Source organism: Pseudomonas mandelii, assembly GCF_002251635.1.
Lineage (GTDB): Bacteria > Pseudomonadota > Gammaproteobacteria > Pseudomonadales > Pseudomonadaceae > Aquipseudomonas > Aquipseudomonas mandelii_B.
The window spans coordinates 1-24,268 of the sequence record NZ_NMOJ01000115.1 but is presented as its reverse complement, the minus strand read 5'-3'; the positions used below and the strand labels follow the sequence as shown (position 1 = coordinate 24,268).

The following is a 24,268-nucleotide window of genomic DNA, read 5'->3' as shown; positions in this document are numbered from 1 at the left end:
CCACGCTCCCACAGGATTTGCGTCGATCACAATTTNCGGCTTGCCCGCGAAGACGTCAGCCCAGGCACCACAAGTCTGAAGGCTTCACACTTTGCGCCAGACACTCGCCAACCAAGGCTGCTGCTCTCGCGGCAGCCCCGCCGGCCGATAGTAATGCTCCAACTCCACAAACCCCGCCTCCGTCAGCAATTGCTGCCAAGCCTCAAGATCGTGATACGCCCCATACCGCGGCCCATTCCACCCTTCCTGATTCTCGCCGCGAGGATTGGAACTGAACAACACGCCACCCGGCTTCAACGCCCCGCGCAATTCCTTCAACACCCGGGGCAATTCCTGGCGCGGGATATGAAACAGCACCGCATTGGCAAAAACCCCGTCAAAGCGTTCGGCCGGCAGATCCAGCTTCAGAAAGTCCTGNTGCAACACCTCACAACCACTGTCTTCGCGGGCCATCTGCGCAAACTTTTCCGACCCGTCGAGCCCGACAGCCGTGTGGCCCATACGTGTGAACGTCTGCAAATCACGCCCCGGCCCACAGCCAAAATCGAGAATGTCGAACGGCGCCTCGCCCTGAATATGCCGCAGCAGGGCGTCGATGTTCTGGCTGACATCATGATCGCGAGTCCCCTCGCGAAAATCTTCGGCCACCGAGTTGTAATGGCCCAGGGTGGTGGCGGTGATCTTCTGGAGGTCGTCGGGGGTTTGTTTCATGGTCGGCTGCGCAGGCAATTGAGGTTTGCCGAATATACGCCATGAGCCGGGTGGCTGCTGCGCAGCCAATCGCGGGCAAGCCCGCTCCCACAGTCGATCGCGCACNCCAGTCGATCGCGCACACCTGTGGGAGCGGGCTTGCCCGCGATAGCGATGTAACTACCGACCGACGTCTCAGCCTTGCTTCATCCCCAAACAATCAATGGAGCGATCAACCATGGCTTTGGCAATCTCCAGCAAATGCCAAACGGAAAACACCATGGCTCGGTCCGCGCCTTTCAGGTGTTCACCACATTGATACGCCGAAACAGAAGCACAACGAAGCAGGTCAGCGAGGTGGAGCTGCGCATCTTCGAAACTGACATCTTCGCTGACGTTGTAGAACCGCAATTCATCCGGTGGAGAGGGCTGGTTGCCGGTGAGGTAGAAATCGATGGCGCGGTAAAGCGCGGAGCGATCTCTGAGTGGATCGGAGGGTTTGCTTTCGGTGGTTGTCTCGGGCGGTGGATCGGGGACAGATCTTTTCATGGGTAAAACTCCGGTGATTAGTTGGAGCCAACCGATCTCGCGACTAAACGAATTAGGGGTGGCGGCTGCACGCAGGTTAGTCGACCGGACACCGGGAACCGGCGCACCCGAAGGTGCCCTACGCACAGCCACCATTAAATTTCAGGCAAAGGAAATGCCTGAGAATGGGTGGCGCTATGCGTCCGGTCCGGGCGACTAAACCCGATCACTGATGAGCAGTGACGGACGGAGACTAGCCACGAGAATCCACCGGCGCAAGCGAGCGGAATGATCTAGGAAATGTCCTGCAAATGAAAGGGAGCAGGCCTGTAGGCACACTGATTTTCCTGTGGGAAATGTTCCCCTCTGAAGTGGCTCATTACCCACGGTAGCCGACGCTTTTGTGGCGAGGGGGCAAGCCCCCTCGCCACAAAAGCTCCTTCACCCACAGTAAGTGTTCGTGTGTCAGATGAAGTGGCTCATTACCCACGGTAGCCGACGCTTTTGTGGCGAGGGGGCAAGCCCCCTCGCCACAAAAGCTCCTTCACCCACAGTAAGTGTTCGCAATTGGCTTAGCGTTTGTTAAGGCCTCGCGCCAAGCGGTCCCCGCCGAGCTGGATAATCGCGACCAACACCACCAGCAGCACAATCACCGTCAGCATGATCTGGCTATCAAACCGCTGATACCCATACCGGTACGCAATGTCCCCCAACCCGCCCGCACCAATCGCGCCGGCCATGGCCGACGAGTTGATCATGGTCACCAGTGTGATGGTGAAACCACCGACAATCCCCGGCAGCGCCTCGGGCAACAGCACATGCCAGACAATGTGCCAGCGCCGGCAGCCCATCGCTTGCGCCGCTTCGATCAAACCGTGGTCGACCTCGCGCAAACTGACTTCTGCAATACGCGCAAAGAACGGCGTGGCCGCAATCGTCAGCGGCACTACGGCGGCCCAGACACCGTAAGTGGTGCCGACGATCAACCGGGTAAACGGAATCAGCGCCACCATCAGAATCAGGAACGGAATCGAGCGGAACAGGTTCACGAAGGCACCCAGTGCGCGATTCAGCGCCGGTGCCTCATAGATGTCGCCCTTGNTGCTGGTNACCAGAAACACCGCCAGCGGAATGCCCACCAGCAACGCAATCAGTGACGACACGCCGACCATCAACAAGGTATCGACGGCGCCCTGCAATAAACGATCAAACCACATAGCCCAGCACCTCCACCTGTTGCGCCCAGTGGCCGGCGCGCTGACGCAATTCTTCAGCGCCGAGCGACGAACCGGTCACTGCCAGCAGCAATTGCCCCAGCGCGTGGCCCTGAATCCGTTCCACACCACCTTGCAGCAACCTCACGCGGCCACCGAGGGCGCTGAACAAGGCCGCCAGATCTGGTTCGTCCGTGGCGCTACCGGTGAATTGCACACGCAACACAACCGCTGCGTCTGAGGACTGAGGTTGCGGGCGCAAGCGGCTTTGCAGTTCTTCCGGCAGCGCATGTTGCAGCGGTGCGAGCAAGGTCTTGCTGACCTCGTGCTGCGGGTTGCCGAACACTTGCCACACCGGGCCTTGCTCCACGATGCGGCCGTGTTCCAGCACCACCACGCGGTCGCAGATTTCGCGAATCACCGCCATTTCATGGGTGATCAACACAATGGTCAGCCCCAGGCGCCGGTTGATTTCACGCAGCAGGCCGAGGATCGATTGCGTGGTTTCCGGGTCGAGCGCCGAGGTGGCTTCGTCGCACAGCAGGATTTCCGGGTCGTGCACCAGGGCGCGGGCGATGCCGACGCGCTGTTTCTGTCCGCCGGACAGCTGCGCCGGATAGGCGTTGTGCTTGCCTTGCAGGCCGACCAGTTCCAGCAGTTCGCGGACTTTCTGTTCGCGTTTTTCCTTGGGCACGCCGGCGACTTTCAGCGGCAACTCGACGTTCTGCCACACGGTCTTGGCCGACATCAGGTTGAAGTGCTGGAAGATCATGCCGATACGCCGACGCAACGCCACCAGGCGGTCTTCGTCGTACTCACCGATGTCCACCTGATCAATCAGCACCCGGCCGCTGCTGGGTTGCTCCAGGCGATTGATGGTGCGGATCAGCGAGGACTTGCCGGCGCCGCTGCGGCCGATGATGCCGAACACTTCACCGCGCTGGATCGCCAGATCGATGCCTTGCAAGGCATGCACGGNNCCCTGCTGGCCGGTGTAGGTTTTGCCCAGACCGATGAAGCGTACGTGAGCGCGGTTCAGGTCCGGGTGCAGTTCGGTCTGTTCGGCTTTATGTGGCTCTGGAATATCCAGTCGCCGTTGGATCGCAGCCGTCATCCTCAGCTTTCCCAACCGGCTTGATAGAGCTTGCCGTGGGCCTTATCCAGGGCTGCGCGCACCACCGGCGAGTGCTGGTAGATGTCGACGAACTTGATCACACGCGGATCGGTTTTGCTCTTGGGCTGGACGACAAACTGGATCACGTATTCCGGGTGGTCGAGGCCGTCGAACAGCAGCGCCGACTCGGCATCGAAGGTCTTGGACAGGCGGATATACGCCGGATAACCCTGCACCAGGTCGGCGTCGTCATAGGCGCGCACCAGTTGCACAGCTTCTACCTGCAGGATTTTGATCTTCTTCGGATTGGCGATGATGTCTTCTTCGGTGGCCTTGTAGCCCACCCCCGGCTTCAGCGTGATCAAGCCGGCCTTGGCCAGCAGTTGCAGGCCGCGACCACTGTTGATCGGGTCGTTGGCAATCGCCACGCTGGCCCCTTGGGGCAGGTCGTTAAAGCTTTTGTACTTCTTCGAATACAGCCCGACGTTGTTGATGATGCCCGGCGCATACGGCTCCAGCTTGAAGCCGGCGGCGGCCTTGGCGTTTTCCAGGAACGGGATGTGTTGGAAGTAGTTCACGTCGATATCGCCGGCCGCGAGGCTGACGTTGGGGGCGATCCAGTCGCTGAACTCCACCAAGTCGACTTGCAGGCCTTGTTTGCCGGCTTCTGCCACGGCGGCTTCCAGCGGGATCGCGAACGCGGCGGTGGTGCCGACTTTCAGCGGTGCATCGGCAGCAAACACCGCCGAGCTGAATAAACCGAGGGCCAGGGCCAGTGCTTTGACTGGGTGGGAGAGGGAGTTCTTTTTCATGAGGTTTTTTCCAGTCAGGGCATAAATTTGGAGTGTTTGTCAGGGCCTCATCGCCAGCAAGCCGGCTCCTACAGGGGAATGCNGCCGGCTCCTACAGGGGAATGCGTTGTCCTTGTAGGAGCCGGCTTGCTGGCGATGCTTTTAGCGGCGAAACGCCGAGCCCGTATGTTGCTCAGGCAAATGCGCCTCGCCGTGAAACAGCTTTTCCCGCAGGCTGCCGTCGTCATAAGCGGTCTTGTACGACCCACGCCGCTGCAACTCCGGAATCACCAGCTCAATGAAATCCACATAGCTTTCCGGCGTGACAATCCGTGTCAGGTTGAAGCCATCGAGCCCGGTTTCGGCGATCCACGATTCGAGTTCGTCCGCCACTTGCTCGGGCGAGCCGACCAAGGTGATGTAGCGGCCGCCGAGGGCGTGTTGCTCGAGCAATTTGCGCCGGGTCCAGTCGTTGTTTTGCAGGTTCTTGGTGGCCGACTGAATCGCGTTGCTTTTCACGTACTGGATCGGTTCATCGATCGCGTATTGGGAAAAATCAATCGCCGTCGACGCCGAAAAATGCGCCACGCCGGCTTCAGGGCTGGCGTAGCTCAGGTACTCGGCGTGCTTGGCCCAGGCCAGCTCTTGCGTGGCGCCAACAATCACGTTGAGGCCCATGAACACCTTGATGTCATCCGGGTTGCGTCCGGCTTCGACGGCGCTGGCGCGTACCTTGTCCACCTGGACCTTGGTCGCCGCCTTGTTCTGCCCGCTGATGAACACGCACTCGGCATGTCGCCCGGCGAACAGCAGGCCACGGTCCGAACTGCCGGCCTGGAACAGCACCGGCGTGCGCTGTGGCGACGGCTCGCACAGGTGATAACCCTCCACCTGATAGAACTCGCCATGGTGCTCGACCTTGTGCACCTTGCCCGGCTGCGCGTAGACCCTTTGCTGCGGATCATTGATGACCGCGTCGTCTTCCCAGCTGCCTTCCCAGAGTTTGTACAGCACCTCCAGGTATTCGTCGGCCTGGTCGTAGCGCCGGTCATGCTCGACCTGTTCCGTGAGGCCCATGGCCTTGGCAGCGCTGTCGAGGTAACCGGTGACGATGTTCCAGCCGACCCGGCCACGGCTCAGGTGATCGAGCGTGGACATGCGCCGGGCGAACAGGTACGGCGGCTCGTAGGTGAGGTTGGCGGTGAGGCCGAAGCCGAGGTTTTTAGTCACCGCCGCCATGGCCGAGACCAGCAGCAGCGGGTCGTTGACCGGCAGTTGGATCGACTCCTTGAGCGGCACGTCGATAGAGTTCTGGTAAACGTCGTACACGCCGACGATGTCGGCGATGAACAGGCCGTCGAACAACCCACGCTCCAGGGTCTGCGCCAGTTCGGTCCAGTACTCGACGGTTTTATACTGCGTCGAGGTGTCCCGTGGATGCGTCCACAGGCCGTGGTTGATATGCCCGATGCAGTTCATGTTGAAGGCATTGAGCAGGATTTTNTTTTTCGNCTNGNCCATCAGATGGTCCCCCGCAGTGGCGGGTTTTCATCGTTGAGGTAGTAGTTGCCCACCGCGTGGTACTTCCAGCGCACCGGGTCGTGCAGGGTGTGCACCCGGGCGTTGCGCCAGTGGCGGTCGAGGCCGTGTTCGNTCAGCGTCGCCTGGCTGCCGGCCAGTTCGAACAGGGTGCTGCCGGCAGCGAGGGAGATTTCGGTGCTGATGGCGCGGGCTTCGGCAACGGCAATCGACGCGGCGGCGACGGTCTCGGCGTTGGTGTCGGCCTGAGCTTTGTCGAGGAATTCGCCGGAGCGTTCCAGCAAAGCTTCGGTGGCGTGCAGGCGAATGCTCAGGTGGCCGAAGCTCTTCAGGGTGAGCGGGTCTTCGGTGGCCTTGTCGTTGCCGGCGTCGATCCACGGGCGGGTCTTGGTGCGCACAAAGTGCAGCGCATCTTCGAAGGCGGCGCGCGCGATGCCGGTGTCGATGGCGGCGTGAAGAATCTGTGCCAGTGGGCCGACGGTGGTCGGGCGCTCGAAAGCGCTCTGGAACGGGATCACGTCCTGGGCGGCGACCCACACGTTATCGAACACGACGGAGCCGCTGCCGGTGGTGCGCTGGCCGAAGCCACTCCAGTCGTCAATCACCGTCAGGCCTTCGCTGTCGCGGCGCACAAACGCCAGTTGCTGCACGCCGTGCTCATCCACCACCGACGTCGGGATGCGTTGGGCGTAGATTGCGCCGGTCGCGTAGAACTTGCGACCGTTGATGCGATATCCGTCACCGTCGCGGGTCAGGCTGGTGACGCGGTCATGGGCGGTCTTTGTGCCCAGCTCCGCCAGGGCGTTGCCGAAACGCTGGCCGGCGAGCACTTCGGCGTACAGGCGTTGCTGCTGCGCGGGGCTGCCGTTGACGCGCAGCACTTCAAGGGCGTAGAAATGGTTCTGCGGGATCTGTCCGAGCGAGCCGTCAGCCTGGGCAATCAGTGCGATCACTTTGGCCAGGGTCACGTTGGAAACGCCCGCGCCGCCGTACTCCTTGGGCACGCTGATGCCCCAAAGACCCGAGCGGGAAAACACTTCCAGCTCCGGGTGCGGCAGGCGACGTTCGCGGTCGCGCAGGGCGCTGTCGCGTTTGAAATCTTCGGCCAGATCGGTGGCGACGATCAGGGCTTGCTCATCGCTGGTGATGACCGCGACGTGGTGAGAAAGAGTCATGTGTTTCTCCAGAGATCTGGTCGTTAAATCCAGGAGTGGCGCGCCGGCAGCGTGCCGTTCAGGTGATAGCTGCCGANGGCGTGATACTTCCAACGCACCGGGTCGTGCAGGGTATGCACGCGGGCGTTGCGCCAGTGGCGGTCGAGGTTGAATTCGGCGAGGGTGGCGCGGCTGCCGGCCAGCTCGAAGAGCTTTTCGCTGACCAGCAGCGACACTTCGGTGGTCAGCACTTTCGCCTCGGCCACGGCAATCGATGCCCTGGCGGCGGATTGCGCGGTGATTGGCGCCGCGCTGACCTCGTCCAGCACCTTGCCGGCCTTGCGCAGCAGTGCTTCGGCGGCGTGCAGTTCGATTTTCAGCTTGCCGATATCGGCAATCACATACAGGTCATCGCTGGCGCGCTCGACCTTGGCGTCGATCCACGGGCGCGAACGTTCACGCACGAAGGCGATGGTGTCGTCGAGGGCGCCCCGGGCGATGCCGGCGTCGATGGCGGCTTGAATCAATTGCGACACGGCACCCTGGATGTTCGGGCTGTCGTTGATCTTCCAGTTATCCACCACCAGCTCGGCGTCGACCCGCACGTTGTTGAGCAAAATGGTGCCGCTGGCGGTGGTGCGCTGGCCGAAGCCTGACCAGTCATCCACGATGCGCAGGCCCGGTGTGCCGCGACGGACGAAGGCGAGCACTTGCTTGCCGTCGTCGTTCAGCGCCTTGACCGCCACCCAATGGGCGAACAGTGCGCCGGTGGAGTAAAACTTCTGCCCGCTGATGACAAAACCATCCCCGTCAGCGGTGATCCGCGCTTTGAGTTCCAGGGTATTTTTGGTACCGCGTTCGGGCCCGGCATTGCCGATGCGCCAGCCTTCGAGCACGCTTTTGAACAGCTGTTTTTTCTGCGCCTCGGTGGCGCTGCCGAGTACCAGGTTCAGGATGCCGAACTGGTTCTGCGGGATCTGTCCCAGTGCCGGGTCTGCCGCGGAAATGATCGCGAAAACTTCGGCCAGGGTGAAAAACGAAACTTGTGGGCCACCGTACTCGCGCGGGATGGCAATGCTGCCCAATCCGCTGCGGGTGAACTGTTCGATTTCCGACCATGGCAACTTGCGCTGCCGGTCACGTTTGGCCGCTTGCAGGCGGGCGACTTGCGCCAGCTCATGGGCGGCCTTGATGGCTTGTGCGTCGTTGCGCAAGACCTGCGCGGGCAACAACAGGGGGGCGATGTCCAGATCACTCTGAACGATTGCATCTGCCAGACTGGACATCAGTGCCGCTCCTTGGCTGCACGCAATGCCCTGGCGATCTGCACTGGGGTGATTGTGTTCCGGACCATACCTACCTCACATCTCATGGGTCGCCGCGATGGTTGCGGCGAAATAAAAACAAGAATGTCCGGTGGTCCGGTTTATATACCCTAAACGCGTATAAATAATTAATAAACTAACTTTTAGGAATATGCATAGAAGGGTGTCTGTTCGTAGCGCAACACATGTTTATGCAGCAACACTTGCCTCGTAGNCAACATTGATGGCGACTGACATGACCTCTTCGCGAGCAAGCCCGCTCCCACAGTGGGACGGCGGTGTTTTCACTTCTTGCGCGGTTCGGCGGCCATGAGCATCTCTTTGGGCCGGGCCTTCAGGTAGGGATTGGCGCAACCGATCTTCAACCTGCGCGGCGGTGCCCAGCCGGAGTTGTTGCCCACGCGATCGAGGATGCAGTAAGTCACTTCCAGCCGAAGGTCTTCGCCCGCTTCGAGGATGATCGCCGGCGGCACCCAGACTTGAATCGGCTTACCCACTCCATCAGCCTTGAGCGGCGGCAGGTCCATGCGCACATCCCCCCAGCGCAGGGTGATTTCATCGTCGACGGCCATGTTCAGGTAAGGCTCGATGGTCAACGGTACGCCGCGTTTGATCTGGTTCGGATTGACCCCCTGACGGCGAATGGTTTCGGGGATGCCCACTGGCGCCAGGTGCTCGTTTTCATGACCGCACAGCGTGAGTGGCTGACCGCCCGGGCAATCGAGCTTGATCTGTACCCGTGTGGCGAGCGACAGCGCCGGCCCTTGTCCGACCTGCATGATGCGGTAGTGAATGCAGGAGGAGCCATTGGCAATGAAGCTTTGCGGTACACGCAGGCTGACGACTTCGCCGACATCGTCGGCCATGAGGACGCGGGAAGCGACGTAGCAGTTGTCCCAGAACAGTTCGATCAGGTCGCCTTCGTCCATGCCGGGGTAGGGCGCCACATCGATCAGCAGGTGGGCCGCCGAAGTGACATTGATGCCGGTCTTGTGGGATTGCGCCAGGGTAGGGGCCGCAAGTCCGGATTTATTCGAGGTGCTTGTCATGGGTTTCTCCTTGAAGCCTTGCAGCGAAGTCCGTTTCTGAAAAATCAAAAGGCGTGTATTACCGAGCAACAAAGTTGTTCACTATTTGCAAGTTTAAATAATGATTTTGAACGATGGCTGACGCCTGCTGGAGACTAGATAAGAGTGAGCTTGAATGGGTGTCAATAGAACTGGCTAGTTAAGTAGTGCATTCAGCGTTATTCAGAAAAATCCTACGCATTGAAGTTAATAAGCCGCACTGCTCCGTCGAATTTCGCCGCGTATTTGTCGATTTTCAAGGGTGGGTGGCGGCGAACGTGTGCTCATCGAGGGCACTGGATTTGGCGGATTTTAGGCGCGTTGAATCTGTTGCAGGACATATATATGTACCGCATGCAGTTGTAAAAACTGATCTATTGTTCGAGTGAACGAAAAGAGAGTGTTGAACGATGTGGGGGTGGGGGAGTTGTCACTTCCATCCATGGAAGTTAACAAGCAGTGAAGCGATGTTAATGGTGGGCGTTATTCAGGAACTTGCTGAGGAACTGCTTAGTCCGTTCTTCTTTCGGGTTGGCAAACAACGCTTTGGCTTCGCCTTGCTCGACGATCACACCCTTGTCGAAAAACACCACACGGTTGGCCACGTCCCGGGCAAAGCCCATTTCGTGGGTGACGATCACCATGGTGCGGTTTTCTTCGGCCAGGCTGCGGATGGTCGCCAGCACTTCGCCGACCAGCTCCGGGTCGAGCGCTGAGGTGGGTTCATCGAACAGGATCACTTCCGGCTCCATCGCCAGCGCACGGGCAATCGCCACACGCTGTTGCTGACCACCGGAAAGGCGTCGCGGGTAAGCGTCTTCCTTGCCCGCCAGGCCAACCCTGGCCAACAGCTTTTTACCCAGGGCAACGGCGTCGGCGTGCGGGATCTTCTTCACGATGATCGGGCCTTCGATGACGTTTTCCAGGGCGGTGCGATGGGGGAACAGGTTGAAGTTCTGGAACACGAAGCCGACGTGCTGACGCAAGCGCCGCACCAGGCTCTGCTGCTGATTCAACGGGCGGCTGCCATCGATCTCGATGTCACCGACCTTGATCCGGCCGCTGGTAGGTTCTTCCAGAAAATTCAGGCAACGCAGGAACGTGGTTTTACCCGAGCCGCTAGGCCCGATGATCGCCACCACCTCACCTTCCTTCACTTCCAGATCGATGCCGTTGAGCACCACTTGACCCTTGAACTGCTTTGTCAGTTTTTCCACGACAATCATTGGGTCAGGACTCCTGGTCATGCCGATTGACCCGCTCTTCCAACTTGTTCTGCAGGTGCGAGAGCACCGTGGCCAGAATCCAGTAGATCAGCGCGGCGGCAAGGTACATGGTGAACACTTCGAAGGTGCGTGCTGTGATCAGCTGCGCCTGGCGGAACAGCTCGGGCACCTGGATGGTGGCGGCCAGCGCCGTATCCTTGACCAGCGAAATAAAGCTGTTGCCCAGCGGCGGCAAGGCCGTGCGCATGGCCTGCGGCAGGATGGCCCGGCGCAGGGTCTGCGCGCGGGTCATGCCGATACTGGCAGCCGCTTCCCACTGGCCGCGCTCGATGGAGCTGATCGCGGAACGCAGGATTTCACAGGCGTAAGCGGCCATGTTCAGCGAGAAGCCGATCAGGGCTGCCGGCAGCGGATCGAGTTCCATGCCCAATTGCGGCAAGCCGTAATAGATCACGAACAGTTGCACCAGCAANGGCGTGCCGCGAAAGAACGACACGTAGACACGGGCAGTCCAGCTCAATAGCTTGAAGCGCGACAAGCGCATCAAGGCCAGGCCGAAGCCCAGCAGCAAGCCGAAAAACATTCCGCCGAGGCTAAGAATCACCGTGTAATACGCGCCCTTGAGCAGGAAGGGCGCGGAGTCCAGCGCGAGTTGGAAACCTGCTTCCATTATTGAGTGACGTCAGCGTTGAAGTATTTCTCGGACAGCTTCTTCAAGGTGCCGTCGGCGCGCAGCTTGTCGAGAGCTTTGTTCACCGCCGCCAGCANTTCAGGCTCGCCTTTGCGCAGGGCAATACCGGCTTCCTGACGGGAGAAGGCATCGCCAGCAGCGGCAGTGTCCGGGGCTTTTTTGGCGTATTCCAGGGCTGCCAGGCGGTCGATCAGGATGGCGTCGATGCGGCCGATGCGCAGGTCCTGGAACTTGGTTGGGTCATCGTTGTAAGTCTTGATGATGGCTTTGGGTTGNTTGTCTTTGAGCCATTGCTCGTAGTTGGTGCCCAGGCCTACGCCGACTTTTTTGCCGGCCAGATCGGCGGCAGTCTTGATGTTCAGCTCCGCGGCCTTCTTGGTCAGCACCAGCGCCTGAATCCCGGAAACGGTGTANGGCTTGGAGAAGTCATACTTTTTCTTGCGCTCTTCGGAGATGGTCACCTGGTTGACCACGGCGTCCAGGCGCTTGGATTCCAGCGCCGCGAGGATGCCGTCCCATTTGGTCGGTTGCAGTTTGACCTTCACGCCCAGTTCTTTGGCCAGGGCTTCGGAGAACTCGACTTCGAAACCGGCCAGTTTGCCGTCGGCGTCGACGAAGCTGAACGGTGGGTAGGTGCCTTCCAGGCCGACGTTGATCACGCCTGCGTCCTTGATTTTTTGCAGCTGCTCACCGGCAACCGCTTGCCCCAGCAGACCGGCGCTCAGCGCCAGGCCCAGCGAACCGACCAGCAGATTTCGACGTAGTGCGGAAAAATTCATGACAAGCCCCTGTGTTTTCTTATGAAGACGCTTTTAGGAATGTTGGCAAAATCGGGATTTGGACGACTGCAATATCCTGCCCTAAAGCAGCGTATGCGTCTCGCTGCAAATTCGCCTGCGGCGTGACTATATGATGGCGCTTTTAGATAGGAAAATAATAAATATTGAGTTTGTTATTCTTTATTCGAATATGTCAGCGAGATTGTTCCCACGCTCTGCGTGGGAATGCCTCAAGGGACGCTCCGCGTTCCAATGGGACGCAGAGCGTCCCGGGCTGACCGTGGGGGACTCCGCGTTCCAATGGGACGCAGAGCGTCCCGGGCTGCATTCCCACGCAGAGCGTGGGAACGATCACTACAGGAAGTCTTTATAGGCAAACAACGCCGGCGCCCCGCCCGTGTGCAGGAAGATGATCGGGCCGTCGTTGAAGCGCTGACGACCGATGCCATCGAGCAATCCGGCCATCGCCTTGCCGGTGTAAACCGGATCCAGCAACAACCCTTCCTGACTTGCCACCAGCTTAACCGCCGCCAGCGTTCCGGCATTCGGTTCGCCATAGCGCGGGCCAAAATATTCGTCCCACAACTCGACCTTGAAACTCGCCGGCAGGCTCACGCCCAGCAACTCGGCAGTGCGCTCGGCCAGGCCCTGGACTTTCGGGCGCTGATCTTCATCGCTACGGGAAACCGTGACACCAATCACTGGCAAATCCGGCAGTACTTCACTCAGTGCCAGCGCCAGACCACTGTGGGTCCCGGCACTGCCCGAGGCCAGGACCACGGCGGCGAATTGCAGACCGGTGTCCTTGATCTGTTCGGCCAGCTCCAGCCCGGCGCGCACATAACCCAAGGCACCCAGGGCATTGGAGCCGCCGATCGGCACCAGGTACGGCTTCTTGCCGTTGCTGCGCAGGCGGTCGGCCAAGGCCTGCAGTTGTTCGTCGGCGTTGTCGAGGTTTTCCACCAGTTCGACCTTGGCATCGAACAGGTCGAGCAGCAGCCGATTGCCGTTGCCCAGGTAGTTGGCGTCGTCGGTGCCCAACGGGTTTTCCAGTAGCGCGACGCAGCCCAGGCCAAGCCTGGCTGCAATGGCGGCAGTCTGGCGCACGTGGTTGGACTGAAGCGCGCCAGCGGTAATCAATGTGTCGGCGCCCTGGGCGAGGGCATCGGCCGCCAGGTATTCAAGTTTGCGCAGCTTGTTGCCGCCCATGGCCAGCGGCGTGGTGTCATCGCGTTTGACGTAGATATCCCTGCCNAGCCAGGTCGACAGCCGTTCGAGTTTTTCAAGTGCGGTAGGGTGGCCGAGGAGGTCGAGGCGGTTAAAGCGGGCAAGCTGTTGTTTGATCATGGGTCCGTACTGGCCAAGGGAGATGTCAGGACTATAGGCACGCCTATATGCATGGGCAACCGCCAATCGCTTATATCCAAACGTGCGGAACACAGCACAATTGGTTCTTAATTCGGCTTCCAGCCCTTGCCGTAAAGTAATCGCCGACAACGCGGCCAGACAGTCCGGCCGCCCGTGAGGAGTTTTTACCGTGAGCGAGCGTTCCAGCCATTGGCAATTGCAGACCATCGTCAGCCAGCTGCGTACTGCGCGTGACCAGTGGCGCGCACAAAACGGCCGCGCCAGCGGCGAGCAGGGCGGTCGCGAGTTACCTTCCCGGGCCGCCATGGCAGAAATTCTTGAAGCGCTGTGCGGTGCCTTGTTTCCGATGCGTCTGGGGCCGGTGGATTTGCGTGAGGAGAGTGAAGACTTCTACGTCGGCCACACGCTGGACGTCGCGTTGAATGCGTTGCTGGCCCAGGCGCGACTCGAACTGCGTTACGCCGCGCGCCACAGCGCCGAGGCCGACACTGAAGTCGAGGCCAAGACCATTGCGATCATTCAAGACTTTGCCCTCGCGTTGCCGGGGCTGCGTAGCTTGCTGGACACCGATGTGCTGGCGGCCTATCACGGCGACCCGGCCGCGCGCAGTGTGGATGAAGTGCTGCTGTGCTATCCGGGGATTCTGGCGGTGATTCACCATCGCCTGGCGCACCATTTGTATCGCGCCGGCNTGCCGCTGCTGGCACGGATCAGCGCAGAAATCGCCCACTCGGCCACCGGTATCGACATCCATCCGGGCGCACAGATCGGTCGTAGCTTCTTCATCGATCACGGGACCGGTGTGGTGATCGGCGAGACCGCGATCATCGGCGAGCGCGTGCGTATCTACCAGGCCGTGACGTTGGGCGCCAAACGCTTCCCGGCGGATGAGGATGGGCAATTGCAGAAGGGCCATCCACGCCATCCGATTGTTGAGGACGATGTGGTGATCTATGCCGGGGCGACGATCCTGGGGCGCATCACCATCGGCAAGGGCTCGACCATTGGCGGCAACGTCTGGCTGACCCGTAGCGTGCCACCGGGGTGCAACCTGACGCAGGCGAACTTGCAGCATGATGATGGGACGCAGAAGTAAATCCCTGAATTTCTAGTGGTCTTGCTGACGCCATCGCGGGCAAGCCACGCTCCCACAGGTTTTGTCCGTTCAACACAAAACCTGTGGGAGCGGGCTTGCTCGCGATGGGTTTAAAGCCGAACCGTAATACTCGCATCTAGCTAATTTCCCGCTGAACGAATCCTCCAAATCCCCCGTCATACTCATCCTTGAGCAAGCTCCCTCGCCACAGGGAACCGCCGAGCCCTGCGATTAGTCCTTAGCACCCTATTCATGTTTAACTTGAACGCTCATTCAAGTTAAACCGCCGGTTTGCTGCCCGTTCACAACAGGAGGCTTGCCTTGCCGAGTCCGTTACTGATTGCCCTGTTTCACCCCCTCGAGGTGCGCCTTTCATGAGTGCATCGTCCGTCCCTCCAAGCGGCCAGGTCCGCATGAATCCGCCGGTGTTTTATTTCGCGGCGACCTTCATTCTGCTGTTCGGCATCGTCGTCATTGCCATGCCTGAACAGGCCGGCGCCTGGCTGCTGGCGGCGCAAAACTGGGCGGCCAATACGGTCGGCTGGTACTACATGCTGGCGATGACCCTGTATCTGGTCTTCGTGGTGGTCACCGCGCTATCAGGCTACGGCAAGATAAAACTCGGTGCCGACCACGACGAGCCCGAATTCAGTTACCTGTCCTGGGCCGGCATGCTGTTTGCCGCCGGGATCAGCATCACGCTGTTCTTCTTTTGCGTGTCCGAACCGCTCACTCACTTGGCCCAACCACCGCAAGGCGAGGCCGGCACGGCGGATGCGGCGCGTCAGGCCATGCAGATCCTGTTTCTGCACTGGGGCCTGCATGGTTGGGGCGTGTTCGCCTTTGTCGGCATGGCCCTGGCGTATTTCGCCTACCGGCATAACCTGCCGCTGGCGCTNCGTTCGGCGCTCTATCCGCTGATTGGCAAGCGCATCAACGGCCCGATCGGTTACGCCGTGGACGGCTTCGGCATCATCGCCACGGTGTTCGGCCTGGGTGCCGACATGGGCTTTGGTGTGCTGCACCTCAACTCAGGGCTCGACTACCTGTTCGGCGTTGCCCACACCCAGTGGATTCAGGTCGGCCTGATCACCCTGATGATGGGCGCGGCGATCCTCGTGGCCGTGGCCGGTGTCGACAAGGGTGTGCGGGTGATGTCCGACATCAACATGCTGCTGGCCTGTGCGCTGCTGCTGTTTGTGTTGTTCGCCGGGCCCACCCAGCACTTGCTCAACACGCTGATCCAGAACATCGGTGACTACCTCGGCGCGTTGCCGACCAAGAGCTTCGATGTGTACGCCTACGACAAACCCAGTGACTGGCTGGGCGGTTGGACGGTGTTCTATTGGGCTTGGTGGATCGCGTGGTCGCCGTTCGTGGGCCTGTTCATCGCCCGGATTTCCCGTGGCCGGACCATCCGCGAATTCGTCTTCGGCGTGCTGCTGATTCCGCTGGGCTTTACCCTGGCGTGGATGTCGATCTTCGGCAACAGCGCCATCGACCAGGTACTCAACCACGGGTTGACCGCCCTCGGCCAGTCGGCCATCGACGACCCGTCGATGAGCCTCTACTTGCTGCTGGAAACCTATCCGTGGAGCAAGACCGTGATCGCCGTCACGGTGTTTATCAGCTTCGTGTTCTTCGTCACCTCGGCCGACTCCGGCACCGTGGTGCTGTCGACGCTCTCCGCCAAGGGCGGCAACCCGGATGAAGACGGGCCGAAATGGCTGCGGGTGTTCTGGGGCGCGATGACGGCGCTGGTGACCAGTGCGCTGCTGTTCTCTGGCAGTATCGACTCGCTGAAATCCGCAGTGGTACTGACCTCGTTGCCGTTCTCGCTGATCCTGCTGTTGATGATGTGGGGGCTGCACAAGGCTTTCCATCTCGAATCGCAGAAGCAGATCGCGCAACTGCACTCCCTGGCGCCGGTGTCCGGGTCAAGGCGTGGTGGCTGGCGTCAACGTTTGACTCAGGCTGTGCATTTCCCGTCTCGCGATGAGGTGTACCGCTTCCTTGATACAACGGTGCGCCCGGCGATCGAGGAAGTGACGGCGGTATTTGTCGAGAAAGGCTTGAACGTGGTCACTCAGCCTGACCCGTCCAATGACAGTGTCAGCCTGGAAATCGGCCATGGCGAGGAGCACCCGTTCGTCTACCAGGTGCAGATGCGCGGCTACTTCACGCCGTCGTTTGCCCGGGGTGGCATGGGGTCGAAAGAGATCAACAACCGTCGCTATTACCGGGCCGAAGTGCATTTGAGNGAGGGCAGCCAGGACTACGATCTGGTGGGCTACACCAAGGAGCAGATCATCAACGACATCCTCGATCAGTACGAACGGCATTTGCAGTTCTTGCATCTGGTGCGTTGATCGCCAGGGCGGTGGTGCTCATGGTTCAGTGCTCAGGACCATGAACAGCACCAGCGCCGCCACCGGTACACCGAACACGGCGCTGCCAACGACCAGTTCCGTGCTCAACGGCTGGCCGGCATTGACCATGCCGACCGCGCCGTTGATCAGCGTCAGGGCCAGCCACAGGACCACAAAACTGTAGGCCAGGGTCTCGCGGCTGAAGCCGATTTTGTCGCCGATGAACAGCATCAGCGCCAGCAGGATCAGGCCGAAGGTGATGATGATCGTGGTGTGCATGATGCATTCCGTCCTTTAGATGTGTGCTGCCCTCAAGACCGCCTTCGCGGGCAAGCCTGCAAACCAGCTTAAACCAATCCACCATTAGCCCGCAGAATCTGCCCANNTTCGCGGGCAAGCCTGCAAACCAGCTTAAACCAATCCACCATTAGCCCGCAGAATCTGCCCATTGACCCACGCCGAATCCGGCCCAACCAGAAACGACACCACGCGAGCAATGTCCTCCGGCTGACCGAGACGCTCCAGCGGCGGCATCTTGGCGAAGTTCTGGATCTGCTCTTCGCTCTTGCCGTGCAAAAACAATTCGGTCGCCACCGGTCCGGGGGCGACTGCGTTGACGGTGATGTTGCGCCCGCGCATTTCTTTGGCGAATACCTGGGTCAGGGATTCCACGGCCGCTTTGCTGGCGATGTACACCGCGTAGCCTGGCAGGTTGAGGCCGACGGTGCTGCTGGAGAAGTTGACGATCCGCCCGCCGTTATTCAAACGCGTGGCCGCTTCGCGCATGGTGTTGAAGGTGCCGCGCGCATGGATGTTGAAGGTCTGGTCGAACAGTTCATCCGTGTGTTGCGCCAGCGGCATCACTTTGAGAATGCCGGCGTTATTGATCAGCACATCGACCTTGCCCAACTGCGCTTCGGTTTCGTCGAACATCCGGCGCATGTCGTCGGCATTGGCCACGTCGGCCTTGATCGCTATGGCTTGATGGCCGGCCTGGCGCAATTCAACAACCAGTTTTGAGGCTTCGGTGGCGCTGCTGGCGTAATTGATGGCGACGGCAAAACCTTCGCTGGCCAGTTGTTTGGCGATCACCGCGCCGATGCCGCGGGAGGCGCCGGTCACGATGGCAACTTTTGAAGTTTGAGTAGTCATGGCGGTGATTCCTTTGAAGGTGTTTGTTGGGTGTGGAGCCAGATTCACATGTTTACTCAGGCCGATAAATGCACGAGAGTTGCCTTGACTGTTCAATAATCGCCAACAATCAAGCTTCAGGAGCCATGTCGTGGATCAAGTCAAAGCGATGAAGGTCTTCGTGCGGATCTACGAGCGCAGCAGCTTCACGCTGGCCGCCGAAGACCTGAACCTGCCGCGGGCGACATTGACCCATACGTTGAATCAATTCGAAGCGTGGCTCGGTACGCGTTTGCTCGAACGCAGCACGCGTAAGGTGCGCCCGACACTGGATGGCGAGGCCTACTACCTGCGTTGTGTGCAACTGTTGGCGGAACTGGAAGAGGCCGAACTGGCGTTTCGCGGCTGCGCACCCAAAGGCCGCTTGCGCGTTGACCTGCACGGCACCCTGGCCAGGCATTTTGTGATCCCGGCATTGCCACAATTCATGGAGCGTTACCCGGACATCGAATTGTCCATCAGCGAGGCCGACCGCTTTGTCGACTTGATTGCCGAAGGCGTTGACTGCGTGCTGCGCGCCGGCACCTTAAGTGATTCGGCGCTGATCGGAAAACGCATCGCCAACCTGCGCCAGATCACCTGCGCCAGCCCCGCCTACCTGCGCAAATACGGCGAACCGCAAAGCCTGGAAGACCTGAGACACCATCGCGCAGTGAACTACGTCTCGCGCACCACCGCCAAGTTTTCCCCTTCGAATTCATGGTCGATGGTGAGCTGAAAGAAGTCGCTATCGAAGGCGCGGTCTCAGTGTTCGGCGCGGAAATCTACGCGGCGTCGGCGATTGCCGGGCTCGGCCTGATCCAGTGTCCGCATTACCGAATGGAAGCGCAGATTGCCCAAGGCCTGGTGCGAGAAGTCCTCATCGACACGCCCCCCCCGCCGATGCCGGTGTCGGTGTTGTACCCCCACAACCGACACATGTCGCCACGGGTTCGGGTGTTTGTGGATTGGTTAGGGGAGGTGTTTGCGGGGGCTGTTTGACCTCGCTTCGCTGCTCTTGATCGTTCCCACGCAGAGCGTGGGAACGATCATCAAGATGAAACTTGTGAAACGTTTCAGCATTTTCTCGAGTCGGAGGTTTATCGGCGTTTGTCTGGGCGTATGCTGGGCAACTTGCGAAGCAGTCGATATCAAGTTCAAGACAGACAAGAGAGGATTCGATGACTTACACCGCTGCCGAAAACCGCTATGACGCTATCCCTTATCGCCGCGTAGGCCGCAGTGGATTGGTGCTGCCTGCACTGTCCCTGGGGCTGTGGCACAACTTTGGCGACAGCACCCCGATCGACACCCAGCGCGCCTTGCTGCGCACCGCGTTCGACCTGGGTATCAACCACTTCGACCTGGCCAACAACTACGGCCCGCCTTATGGCAGCGCCGAGATCAACTTCGGCCGTTTGCTGCGCGAAGACTTCAAGCATTACCGCGACGAACTGATCATCTCCAGCAAAGCTGGTTGGGACATGTGGCCCGGCCCCTACGGCCAGGGCGGCGGCTCGCGCAAATACGTGCTGGCGAGCCTGGATCAGAGCCTGCAGCGCCTGGGCGTTGACTACGTGGATATTTTTTACTCGCACCGTTTCGACGCCGACACCCCGCTGGAAGAAACCGCCAGCGCCCTGGCCACGGCCGTGCAACAAGGCAAGGCGTTGTACATCGGTATCTCGTCTTATTCCGGCGTGAAAACCCGCGAAATCGCGGCGCTGCTCAAGGAGTGGAAAGTACCGTTGCTGATCCACCAGCCGGCGTACAACCTGCTCAACCGCTGGGTGGAAAAAGACCTGCTGGACACCACCGAAGAACTTGGCGCCGGAGTGATCGCGTTCACGCCGCTGGCCCAGGGTTTGCTGACCGACAAGTACCTCAACGGCGTACCGGCGGATGCGCGGGTCAATCGCCCGGGTGGCGGCTCGTTGCAGGCCAAGCACTTGTCCGAAGCCAACATCGCCCACGTGCGCGCGTTGAANGAAATCGCCAAGCGTCGCGGTCAGAGCCTGGCGCAACTGGCGTTGGCCTGGACCCTGCGTGACCCACGGGTGACCAGTGCGCTGATCGGTGCGAGCCGGCCAGAGCAAATCATCGAGAACGTCGGGGCGTTGAAGAACTTGAGCTTCAGTGCCGAAGAACTGGCGGAGATTGATCGGTTTGCCCAGGAAGGCGGGATCAATCTTTGGAAGAAGCCTTCGACGGCTGAGTAAGTGTTCCGGCGCTACATCTTCTGGCGCCTGTTGGATCGCCATCGCGAGCAAGCTCGCTCCCACAGGGTTATGNGTTNNACACAGATCCACTGTGGGAGCGAGCTTGCTCGCGATGGGGCCAGAACAGGCAGTAAAGAACTCAGGGCTCACCGAAAAAACGGCACATCCCCCAACACCGTCGCCCGCTGCATCACCCGCCGCGCCGGCCGGTAATCATCCACGGCGTAATGCTGTGTCACGCGGTTATCCCAGAAGGCCACGTCATCCTTCTGCCAACGCCAGCGAATCGTAAATTCGGGCCGCGTTGCGTGAGCAAACAGAAACTTCAAAATCGCTTCGCTCTCGGTGTCCGACAGCTCGTTGATCTTCGACGTGAAGCCTTCATTGAGGAACAACGAGCGGCGCCCGCTCACCGGGTGTGTGCGGATCACCGGGTGCGACAGCGGCGGATTCTTTCTGCGTGCTTCTTCCCACTGGGCCAGTGCTTCAGGCGTGTTGCCATAACGTTCCAGGGGGAACGAGCGGGTGAAATCGTGAGTGGCCGTCAGGCCTTCGAGCAAACTTTTCATCGGCGCGGACAACGCTTCGTACGCCGCAATGCCACTGGCCCACAACGTGTCGCCGCCAAACGCCGGCAGCAGCTTGGCGCTGAGCACCGCACCGAGGGCAGGGGTGGGCAGGAAGGTCACGTCGGTATGCCACACGGCGTTATCACGCACATCGGTCACCGCGGTGTCGAGGATCAGCACTTCGGGCTGTTCCGGCACGTTGGGGTAGATCGGGTGAATATGCAGGTCACCAAAATTGGCCGCGAAGCGCGCCTGNTGNTGTGGCGTGATCGGCTGGTCGCGGAAGAACAGCACTTGATGCTTGAGCAGCGCTTGCTCGATGGCATCGCGTTGTTCCTGATGCAGCGGTTGGCTGACGTCGATGCCGCTGATTTGCGCGCCGAGGGCAGAGCTGAGGGGGACGATGGTCAGGTTACTCATGGTGATTCTCTTCAATCCAGAGCGCTGAGCTCTTTGTGGAAGCAAGCTCGCTCCCACAGGGTTATTTAGTGGNTCATGGTGATTCTCTTCAATCCAGAGCGCTGAGCTCTTTGTGGAAGCAAGCTCGCTCCCACAGGGTTATTTAGTGGGCCTGGCCGTGCCACGGCACCAGTTTGCGTTGCAGGGCNCGCAGGCCCATTTCCATGGCGAAGGCGATCAAGGCGATCACCAGAATCCCCAGCACCACCACGTCAGTGACCAGAAACTGTGCCGCCGACTGCACCATAAAGCCCAGGCCGCTGGTGGCGGCGATCAGCTCGGCGGCGACCAGCGTCGACCAGCCCACACCCAGGCCGATGCGCACACCGGTGAGGATGTCGGGCAGGGCGCTCGGCAGGATCACATGGCGAATCAACTGGGCACGGGTCGCGCCCAACGACTGCGCGGCACGCAGCTTGGCCGGGTCGACCGTGCGCACGCCGGTCGCGGTGGCGATGGCGATGGGCGCGAAGATCGCCAGGTAAATCAGCAGCACCTTGGACAGTTCGCCGATGCCGCACCAGATCACAATCAACGGCAAGTAGGCCAACGGCGGAATCGGCCGGTAGAACTCGATCAACGGGTCGAGAATGCCGCGGGCAATTCGGTTGGAGCCGATGGCAATGCCGACCGGCACGGCGGTCAGCACCGCAAAGCCCAGGCCCAGACCGATACGGCTCAAGCTCGCGCCCAAGTGCTGCCACAATGTGGAGTCCATGTAGCCCGTGGTCACCAACAGCCAGCCTTTTTGCAGCACGGCAGACGGTGGTGGCAGGAACAAGGGTTCGATCAAACCGGTAGCGGTCACGGCCCACCAGATCGCCAGCAAGGTNACCAGCGTCAGCACGCTGATCCAGCGCGTACTCAAACTGCGGCGTACAGGAATGACCGTCGAACCTGGTTTCACCGCAACGGCGGGAATTTGATAGCTGCTCATGCGCGCTCCTGCCGCTGGGCGGTGCTGCGTTGGGAGAACACTTTGGCGAGTACGTGTTCGCGAGTTTCGATGAAGCGCGGGTCGGACTTGATCGCCCGGGCCGATTCACCGGCGGCGTAGCGTTGGCCGAAATCCAGGNTCAGGCGCTCGACGATTTGCCCCGGGTTCGGCGCCAGCAGAATCAAATCGGTGGCGAGAAAGACCGCTTCTTCGATGTCGTGAGTAATCAGGAATACCGGTTTGGCCGTGCGCCGCCAGACTTGCAGCAGCAACTCCTGCATCTGTTCGCGCGTGAAGGCATCCAGCGCGCCGAAGGGTTCATCCATCAGCAAAACGCGTGGGTCGGCGGCCAGCGCGCGGGCCAGGCCGACACGCTGTTTCTGGCCGCCCGAGAGCTGCCAGATGCGGCGACTTTCGAAGCCTGAAAGATCCACCAGTGCGAGCATTTCCCGAGCGCGCAGTTCACGTTTTTCCCGCGCAATGCCGGCCAGCTCCAGGCCGAANCCAACGTTGGCCAGCACGTCCTGCCACGGCAGCAGGGCGTCGTCCTGGAACACCACGCCACGTTCGGCACTGGGGCCTTTGACTGGCACGCCATCGAGGGTGATGCGCCCGGCAGAAGGTTCGACGAAACCGGCAATCAGGTTCAATAGCGAGGTCTTGCCACTACCGGACGGCCCGAGAGCCACCAGCAATTGCTGAGGCCCAAGGTCGAGTGAGATGTCAGACAGTACCGGTTCTGTGGCGCCTGGGTACTGTGCGCTGATGCGCTCCAGTTGTAGCAAGGCCATCGCAATGAACTCCCGAATCAGTGAGTGATGAACTTGGCGCTGATGTAAGGCGCGTAGTCCGGCAGCACGGCGTCGACCTTGCCTTGTTCCTTGAGGAACGCGGCGGTATCGGTCACCGCTTTGGTGGTCGGTGCGCCCAGCAGCGTCACCTGGTCAGCGGCCAGCGGGTAGACGTTGCCTTGCAGCAGCANCGGGATATCGCTGGCCTTGGCGCCGGAGAGCTTCACCAGTTTGTCGACGTTGCCTGTGTCGGCGAGCCAGGCTTTCGGGTCTTTTCGGTAATCGGCGTAGGCGTCCAGGGTCACTTTGGCGAACGCCGTGACGATTTCCGGGTGTTTCTCGGCGAAGTCTTTACGCACGATCCACGCATCGAAGGTCGGCGCGCCGAACTTGGCCAATTCGCCGGAGGTGATCAGCACCTTGCCGTTTTCCTTGGCCACGCCCAGGGCGGGGTCCCAAACGTAGGTCGCGTCGATATCACCGCGCTTCCAGGCGGCAATGATGGCTGGCGGAGCGAGGTTGAGCACGGTGACTTTCGACGGGTCGATGTTCCAGTGCTTCAGCGCGGCCAACAGGCTGTAGTGGCCGGTGGATACGAACGGCACGGCGATTTTTTTGCCGATCAGGTCCTGCGGGGTTTTGATCCCGGAACCGTCGCGGGCGACCAGGGCTTCAGCGGCGCCGATCTGGGTGGCGATGAGGAAGGTTTCTACCGGGACTTTGCGGGTGACGGCAGCGGTCAGCGGGCTGGAACCGAGGTAGCCGATCTGCACGTCGCCGGAGGCGATGGCGGCGATGATGTCGGCGCCATTGTCGAATTTGCGCCAGTCGATCTTGGCGTNGGTGGCTTTTTCGTAAGCGCCGTCGGCCTGGGCGACTTTCGCCGGGTCAACGGTGGTCTGGTAGGCGACGGTCACGTCAGCCGCCTGGGCAAAGAAACTCGCCGCAGCCAGAGACGCGGCCGCCAGGAGGCGAAGAGGGAAATTCAGTTTCATTGAGAAGCTCCTAATCAGGCGGCCGAGGGTCGGCGAGTGAGGAGACTAAATGATCTAAGAATNCGAAAATAAATAACTTTTTCGAATGAGCTTATGAGCGGAAAATTCTAAGCGAGCATAGTCGCGGATCGCTTTTGTGGCGAGGGAGCTTGCTCCCGCTGGAGGCCGAAGGNCTGC

22 protein-coding genes and 1 pseudogene are annotated in these 24,268 nt (G+C 60.4%); 4 read left to right on the top strand and 19 right to left on the bottom strand.

The window, feature by feature from the left end; all coding sequences use genetic code 11:
* Positions 1-84: 84 nt before the first annotated feature.
* From B7L09_RS16220 to B7L09_RS16160, 13 genes are all read right to left on the bottom strand, one after another.
* Positions 85-711 carry a class I SAM-dependent methyltransferase gene (locus tag B7L09_RS16220; protein WP_094469685.1) on the bottom strand — a complete coding sequence of 209 codons (627 nt, stop codon included), beginning with the start codon at positions 709-711 and terminating at the stop codon, positions 85-87.
* A gap of 174 nt (positions 712-885) precedes the next feature.
* On the bottom strand, positions 886-1,239 hold the full coding sequence (locus B7L09_RS16215; RefSeq protein ID WP_094469684.1) for a DUF6124 family protein: 354 nt from the start codon (positions 1,237-1,239) through the stop codon (positions 886-888).
* 551 nt (positions 1,240-1,790) lie between these two features.
* Positions 1,791-2,435, bottom strand: a complete 645-nt coding sequence (locus tag B7L09_RS16210) for a methionine ABC transporter permease (RefSeq protein ID WP_094469683.1) — start codon at positions 2,433-2,435, stop codon at positions 1,791-1,793.
* Positions 2,425-3,546, bottom strand: coding sequence for a methionine ABC transporter ATP-binding protein (locus tag B7L09_RS16205; protein ID WP_094469682.1), 1,122 nt, complete (start codon positions 3,544-3,546; stop codon positions 2,425-2,427). The genes B7L09_RS16210 and B7L09_RS16205 overlap by 11 nt, the downstream gene beginning before the upstream one ends.
* A 2-nt stretch (positions 3,547-3,548) precedes the next feature.
* Positions 3,549-4,358 (bottom strand): MetQ/NlpA family ABC transporter substrate-binding protein, encoded by an 810-nt coding sequence (locus tag B7L09_RS16200; RefSeq protein ID WP_094469681.1) that lies wholly within the window; start codon positions 4,356-4,358, stop codon positions 3,549-3,551.
* 141 nt (positions 4,359-4,499) lie between these two features.
* The gene (locus tag B7L09_RS16195) at positions 4,500-5,858 is read right to left on the bottom strand and encodes an LLM class flavin-dependent oxidoreductase (protein WP_094469680.1); all 1,359 of its coding nucleotides are present in this window, start codon (positions 5,856-5,858) and stop codon (positions 4,500-4,502) included.
* Positions 5,858-7,051 carry an SfnB family sulfur acquisition oxidoreductase gene (locus B7L09_RS16190; protein ID WP_094469679.1) on the bottom strand — a complete coding sequence of 398 codons (1,194 nt, stop codon included), beginning with the start codon at positions 7,049-7,051 and terminating at the stop codon, positions 5,858-5,860. Before B7L09_RS16190 ends, B7L09_RS16195 begins: the two co-directional genes overlap by 1 nt.
* A gap of 23 nt (positions 7,052-7,074) precedes the next feature.
* On the bottom strand, positions 7,075-8,316 hold the full coding sequence (locus B7L09_RS16185) for an SfnB family sulfur acquisition oxidoreductase (RefSeq protein WP_094469678.1): 1,242 nt from the start codon (positions 8,314-8,316) through the stop codon (positions 7,075-7,077).
* Between the two features lie 323 nt (positions 8,317-8,639).
* Positions 8,640-9,404: a hypothetical protein gene (locus B7L09_RS16180; protein ID WP_094469677.1), complete on the bottom strand. Its 765-nt coding sequence runs from the start codon at positions 9,402-9,404 to the stop codon at positions 8,640-8,642.
* A 488-nt stretch (positions 9,405-9,892) separates the two neighbouring features.
* The gene (tcyN, locus tag B7L09_RS16175; RefSeq protein WP_094469676.1) at positions 9,893-10,648 is read right to left on the bottom strand and encodes an L-cystine ABC transporter ATP-binding protein TcyN; all 756 of its coding nucleotides are present in this window, start codon (positions 10,646-10,648) and stop codon (positions 9,893-9,895) included.
* Positions 10,649-10,652: 4 nt separating this feature from the next.
* Entirely contained in the window at positions 10,653-11,318 is a 666-nt protein-coding gene (tcyL, locus tag B7L09_RS16170; protein ID WP_094469675.1) for a cystine ABC transporter permease, read from the bottom strand.
* Positions 11,318-12,118: a cystine ABC transporter substrate-binding protein gene (gene tcyJ / locus B7L09_RS16165; RefSeq protein ID WP_094469674.1), complete on the bottom strand. Its 801-nt coding sequence runs from the start codon at positions 12,116-12,118 to the stop codon at positions 11,318-11,320. Before tcyJ ends, tcyL begins: the two co-directional genes overlap by 1 nt.
* Before the next feature lie 354 nt (positions 12,119-12,472).
* A complete protein-coding gene (locus B7L09_RS16160) occupies positions 12,473-13,465 on the bottom strand; it encodes a D-cysteine desulfhydrase (RefSeq protein WP_094469673.1) in 993 nt (330 codons plus the stop codon).
* A gap of 190 nt (positions 13,466-13,655) precedes the next feature.
* On the opposite strand from B7L09_RS16160, the gene epsC reads away from it, so the two are divergent.
* Positions 13,656-14,582: a serine O-acetyltransferase EpsC gene (gene epsC / locus B7L09_RS16155; RefSeq protein ID WP_094469672.1), complete on the top strand. Its 927-nt coding sequence runs from the start codon at positions 13,656-13,658 to the stop codon at positions 14,580-14,582.
* A 413-nt stretch (positions 14,583-14,995) separates the two neighbouring features.
* Positions 14,996-16,951, top strand: a complete 1,956-nt coding sequence (betT, locus tag B7L09_RS16150) for a choline transporter BetT (protein ID WP_176457716.1) — start codon at positions 14,996-14,998, stop codon at positions 16,949-16,951.
* 18 nt (positions 16,952-16,969) lie between these two features.
* On the opposite strand, the gene B7L09_RS16145 is transcribed toward betT, so the two are convergent.
* Together B7L09_RS16145 and B7L09_RS16140 are read right to left on the bottom strand one after the other, a co-directional pair.
* Complete coding sequence (locus B7L09_RS16145; protein ID WP_094469670.1) at positions 16,970-17,230, bottom strand: hypothetical protein; 261 nt, start codon at positions 17,228-17,230, stop codon at positions 16,970-16,972.
* 132 nt (positions 17,231-17,362) lie between these two features.
* Complete coding sequence (locus tag B7L09_RS16140; RefSeq protein ID WP_094469669.1) at positions 17,363-18,103, bottom strand: SDR family oxidoreductase; 741 nt, start codon at positions 18,101-18,103, stop codon at positions 17,363-17,365.
* Between the two features lie 130 nt (positions 18,104-18,233).
* Here B7L09_RS16140 and B7L09_RS16135 point away from each other — a divergent pair.
* Positions 18,234-19,123, top strand: a pseudogene (locus tag B7L09_RS16135) (LysR family transcriptional regulator).
* Positions 19,124-19,302: 179 nt separating this feature from the next.
* Positions 19,303-20,340 (top strand): L-glyceraldehyde 3-phosphate reductase, encoded by a 1,038-nt coding sequence (mgrA, locus tag B7L09_RS16130; protein WP_094469668.1) that lies wholly within the window; start codon positions 19,303-19,305, stop codon positions 20,338-20,340.
* Between the two features lie 146 nt (positions 20,341-20,486).
* On the opposite strand, the gene tauD is transcribed toward mgrA, so the two are convergent.
* The 4 genes from tauD to tauA all read right to left on the bottom strand — a co-directional run bounded on the left by tauD (position 20,487) and on the right by tauA (position 24,091).
* A complete protein-coding gene (gene tauD / locus B7L09_RS16125) occupies positions 20,487-21,329 on the bottom strand; it encodes a taurine dioxygenase (RefSeq protein WP_094469667.1) in 843 nt (280 codons plus the stop codon).
* A gap of 142 nt (positions 21,330-21,471) precedes the next feature.
* Complete coding sequence (gene tauC / locus B7L09_RS16120) at positions 21,472-22,305, bottom strand: taurine ABC transporter permease TauC (RefSeq protein WP_094469666.1); 834 nt, start codon at positions 22,303-22,305, stop codon at positions 21,472-21,474.
* Entirely contained in the window at positions 22,302-23,096 is a 795-nt protein-coding gene (gene tauB, locus B7L09_RS16115) for a taurine ABC transporter ATP-binding subunit (RefSeq protein WP_094469665.1), read from the bottom strand. The genes tauC and tauB overlap by 4 nt, the downstream gene beginning before the upstream one ends.
* 17 nt (positions 23,097-23,113) lie before the next feature.
* Positions 23,114-24,091 carry a taurine ABC transporter substrate-binding protein gene (gene tauA / locus B7L09_RS16110; RefSeq protein ID WP_094469664.1) on the bottom strand — a complete coding sequence of 326 codons (978 nt, stop codon included), beginning with the start codon at positions 24,089-24,091 and terminating at the stop codon, positions 23,114-23,116.
* Positions 24,092-24,268 lie beyond the last annotated feature (177 nt).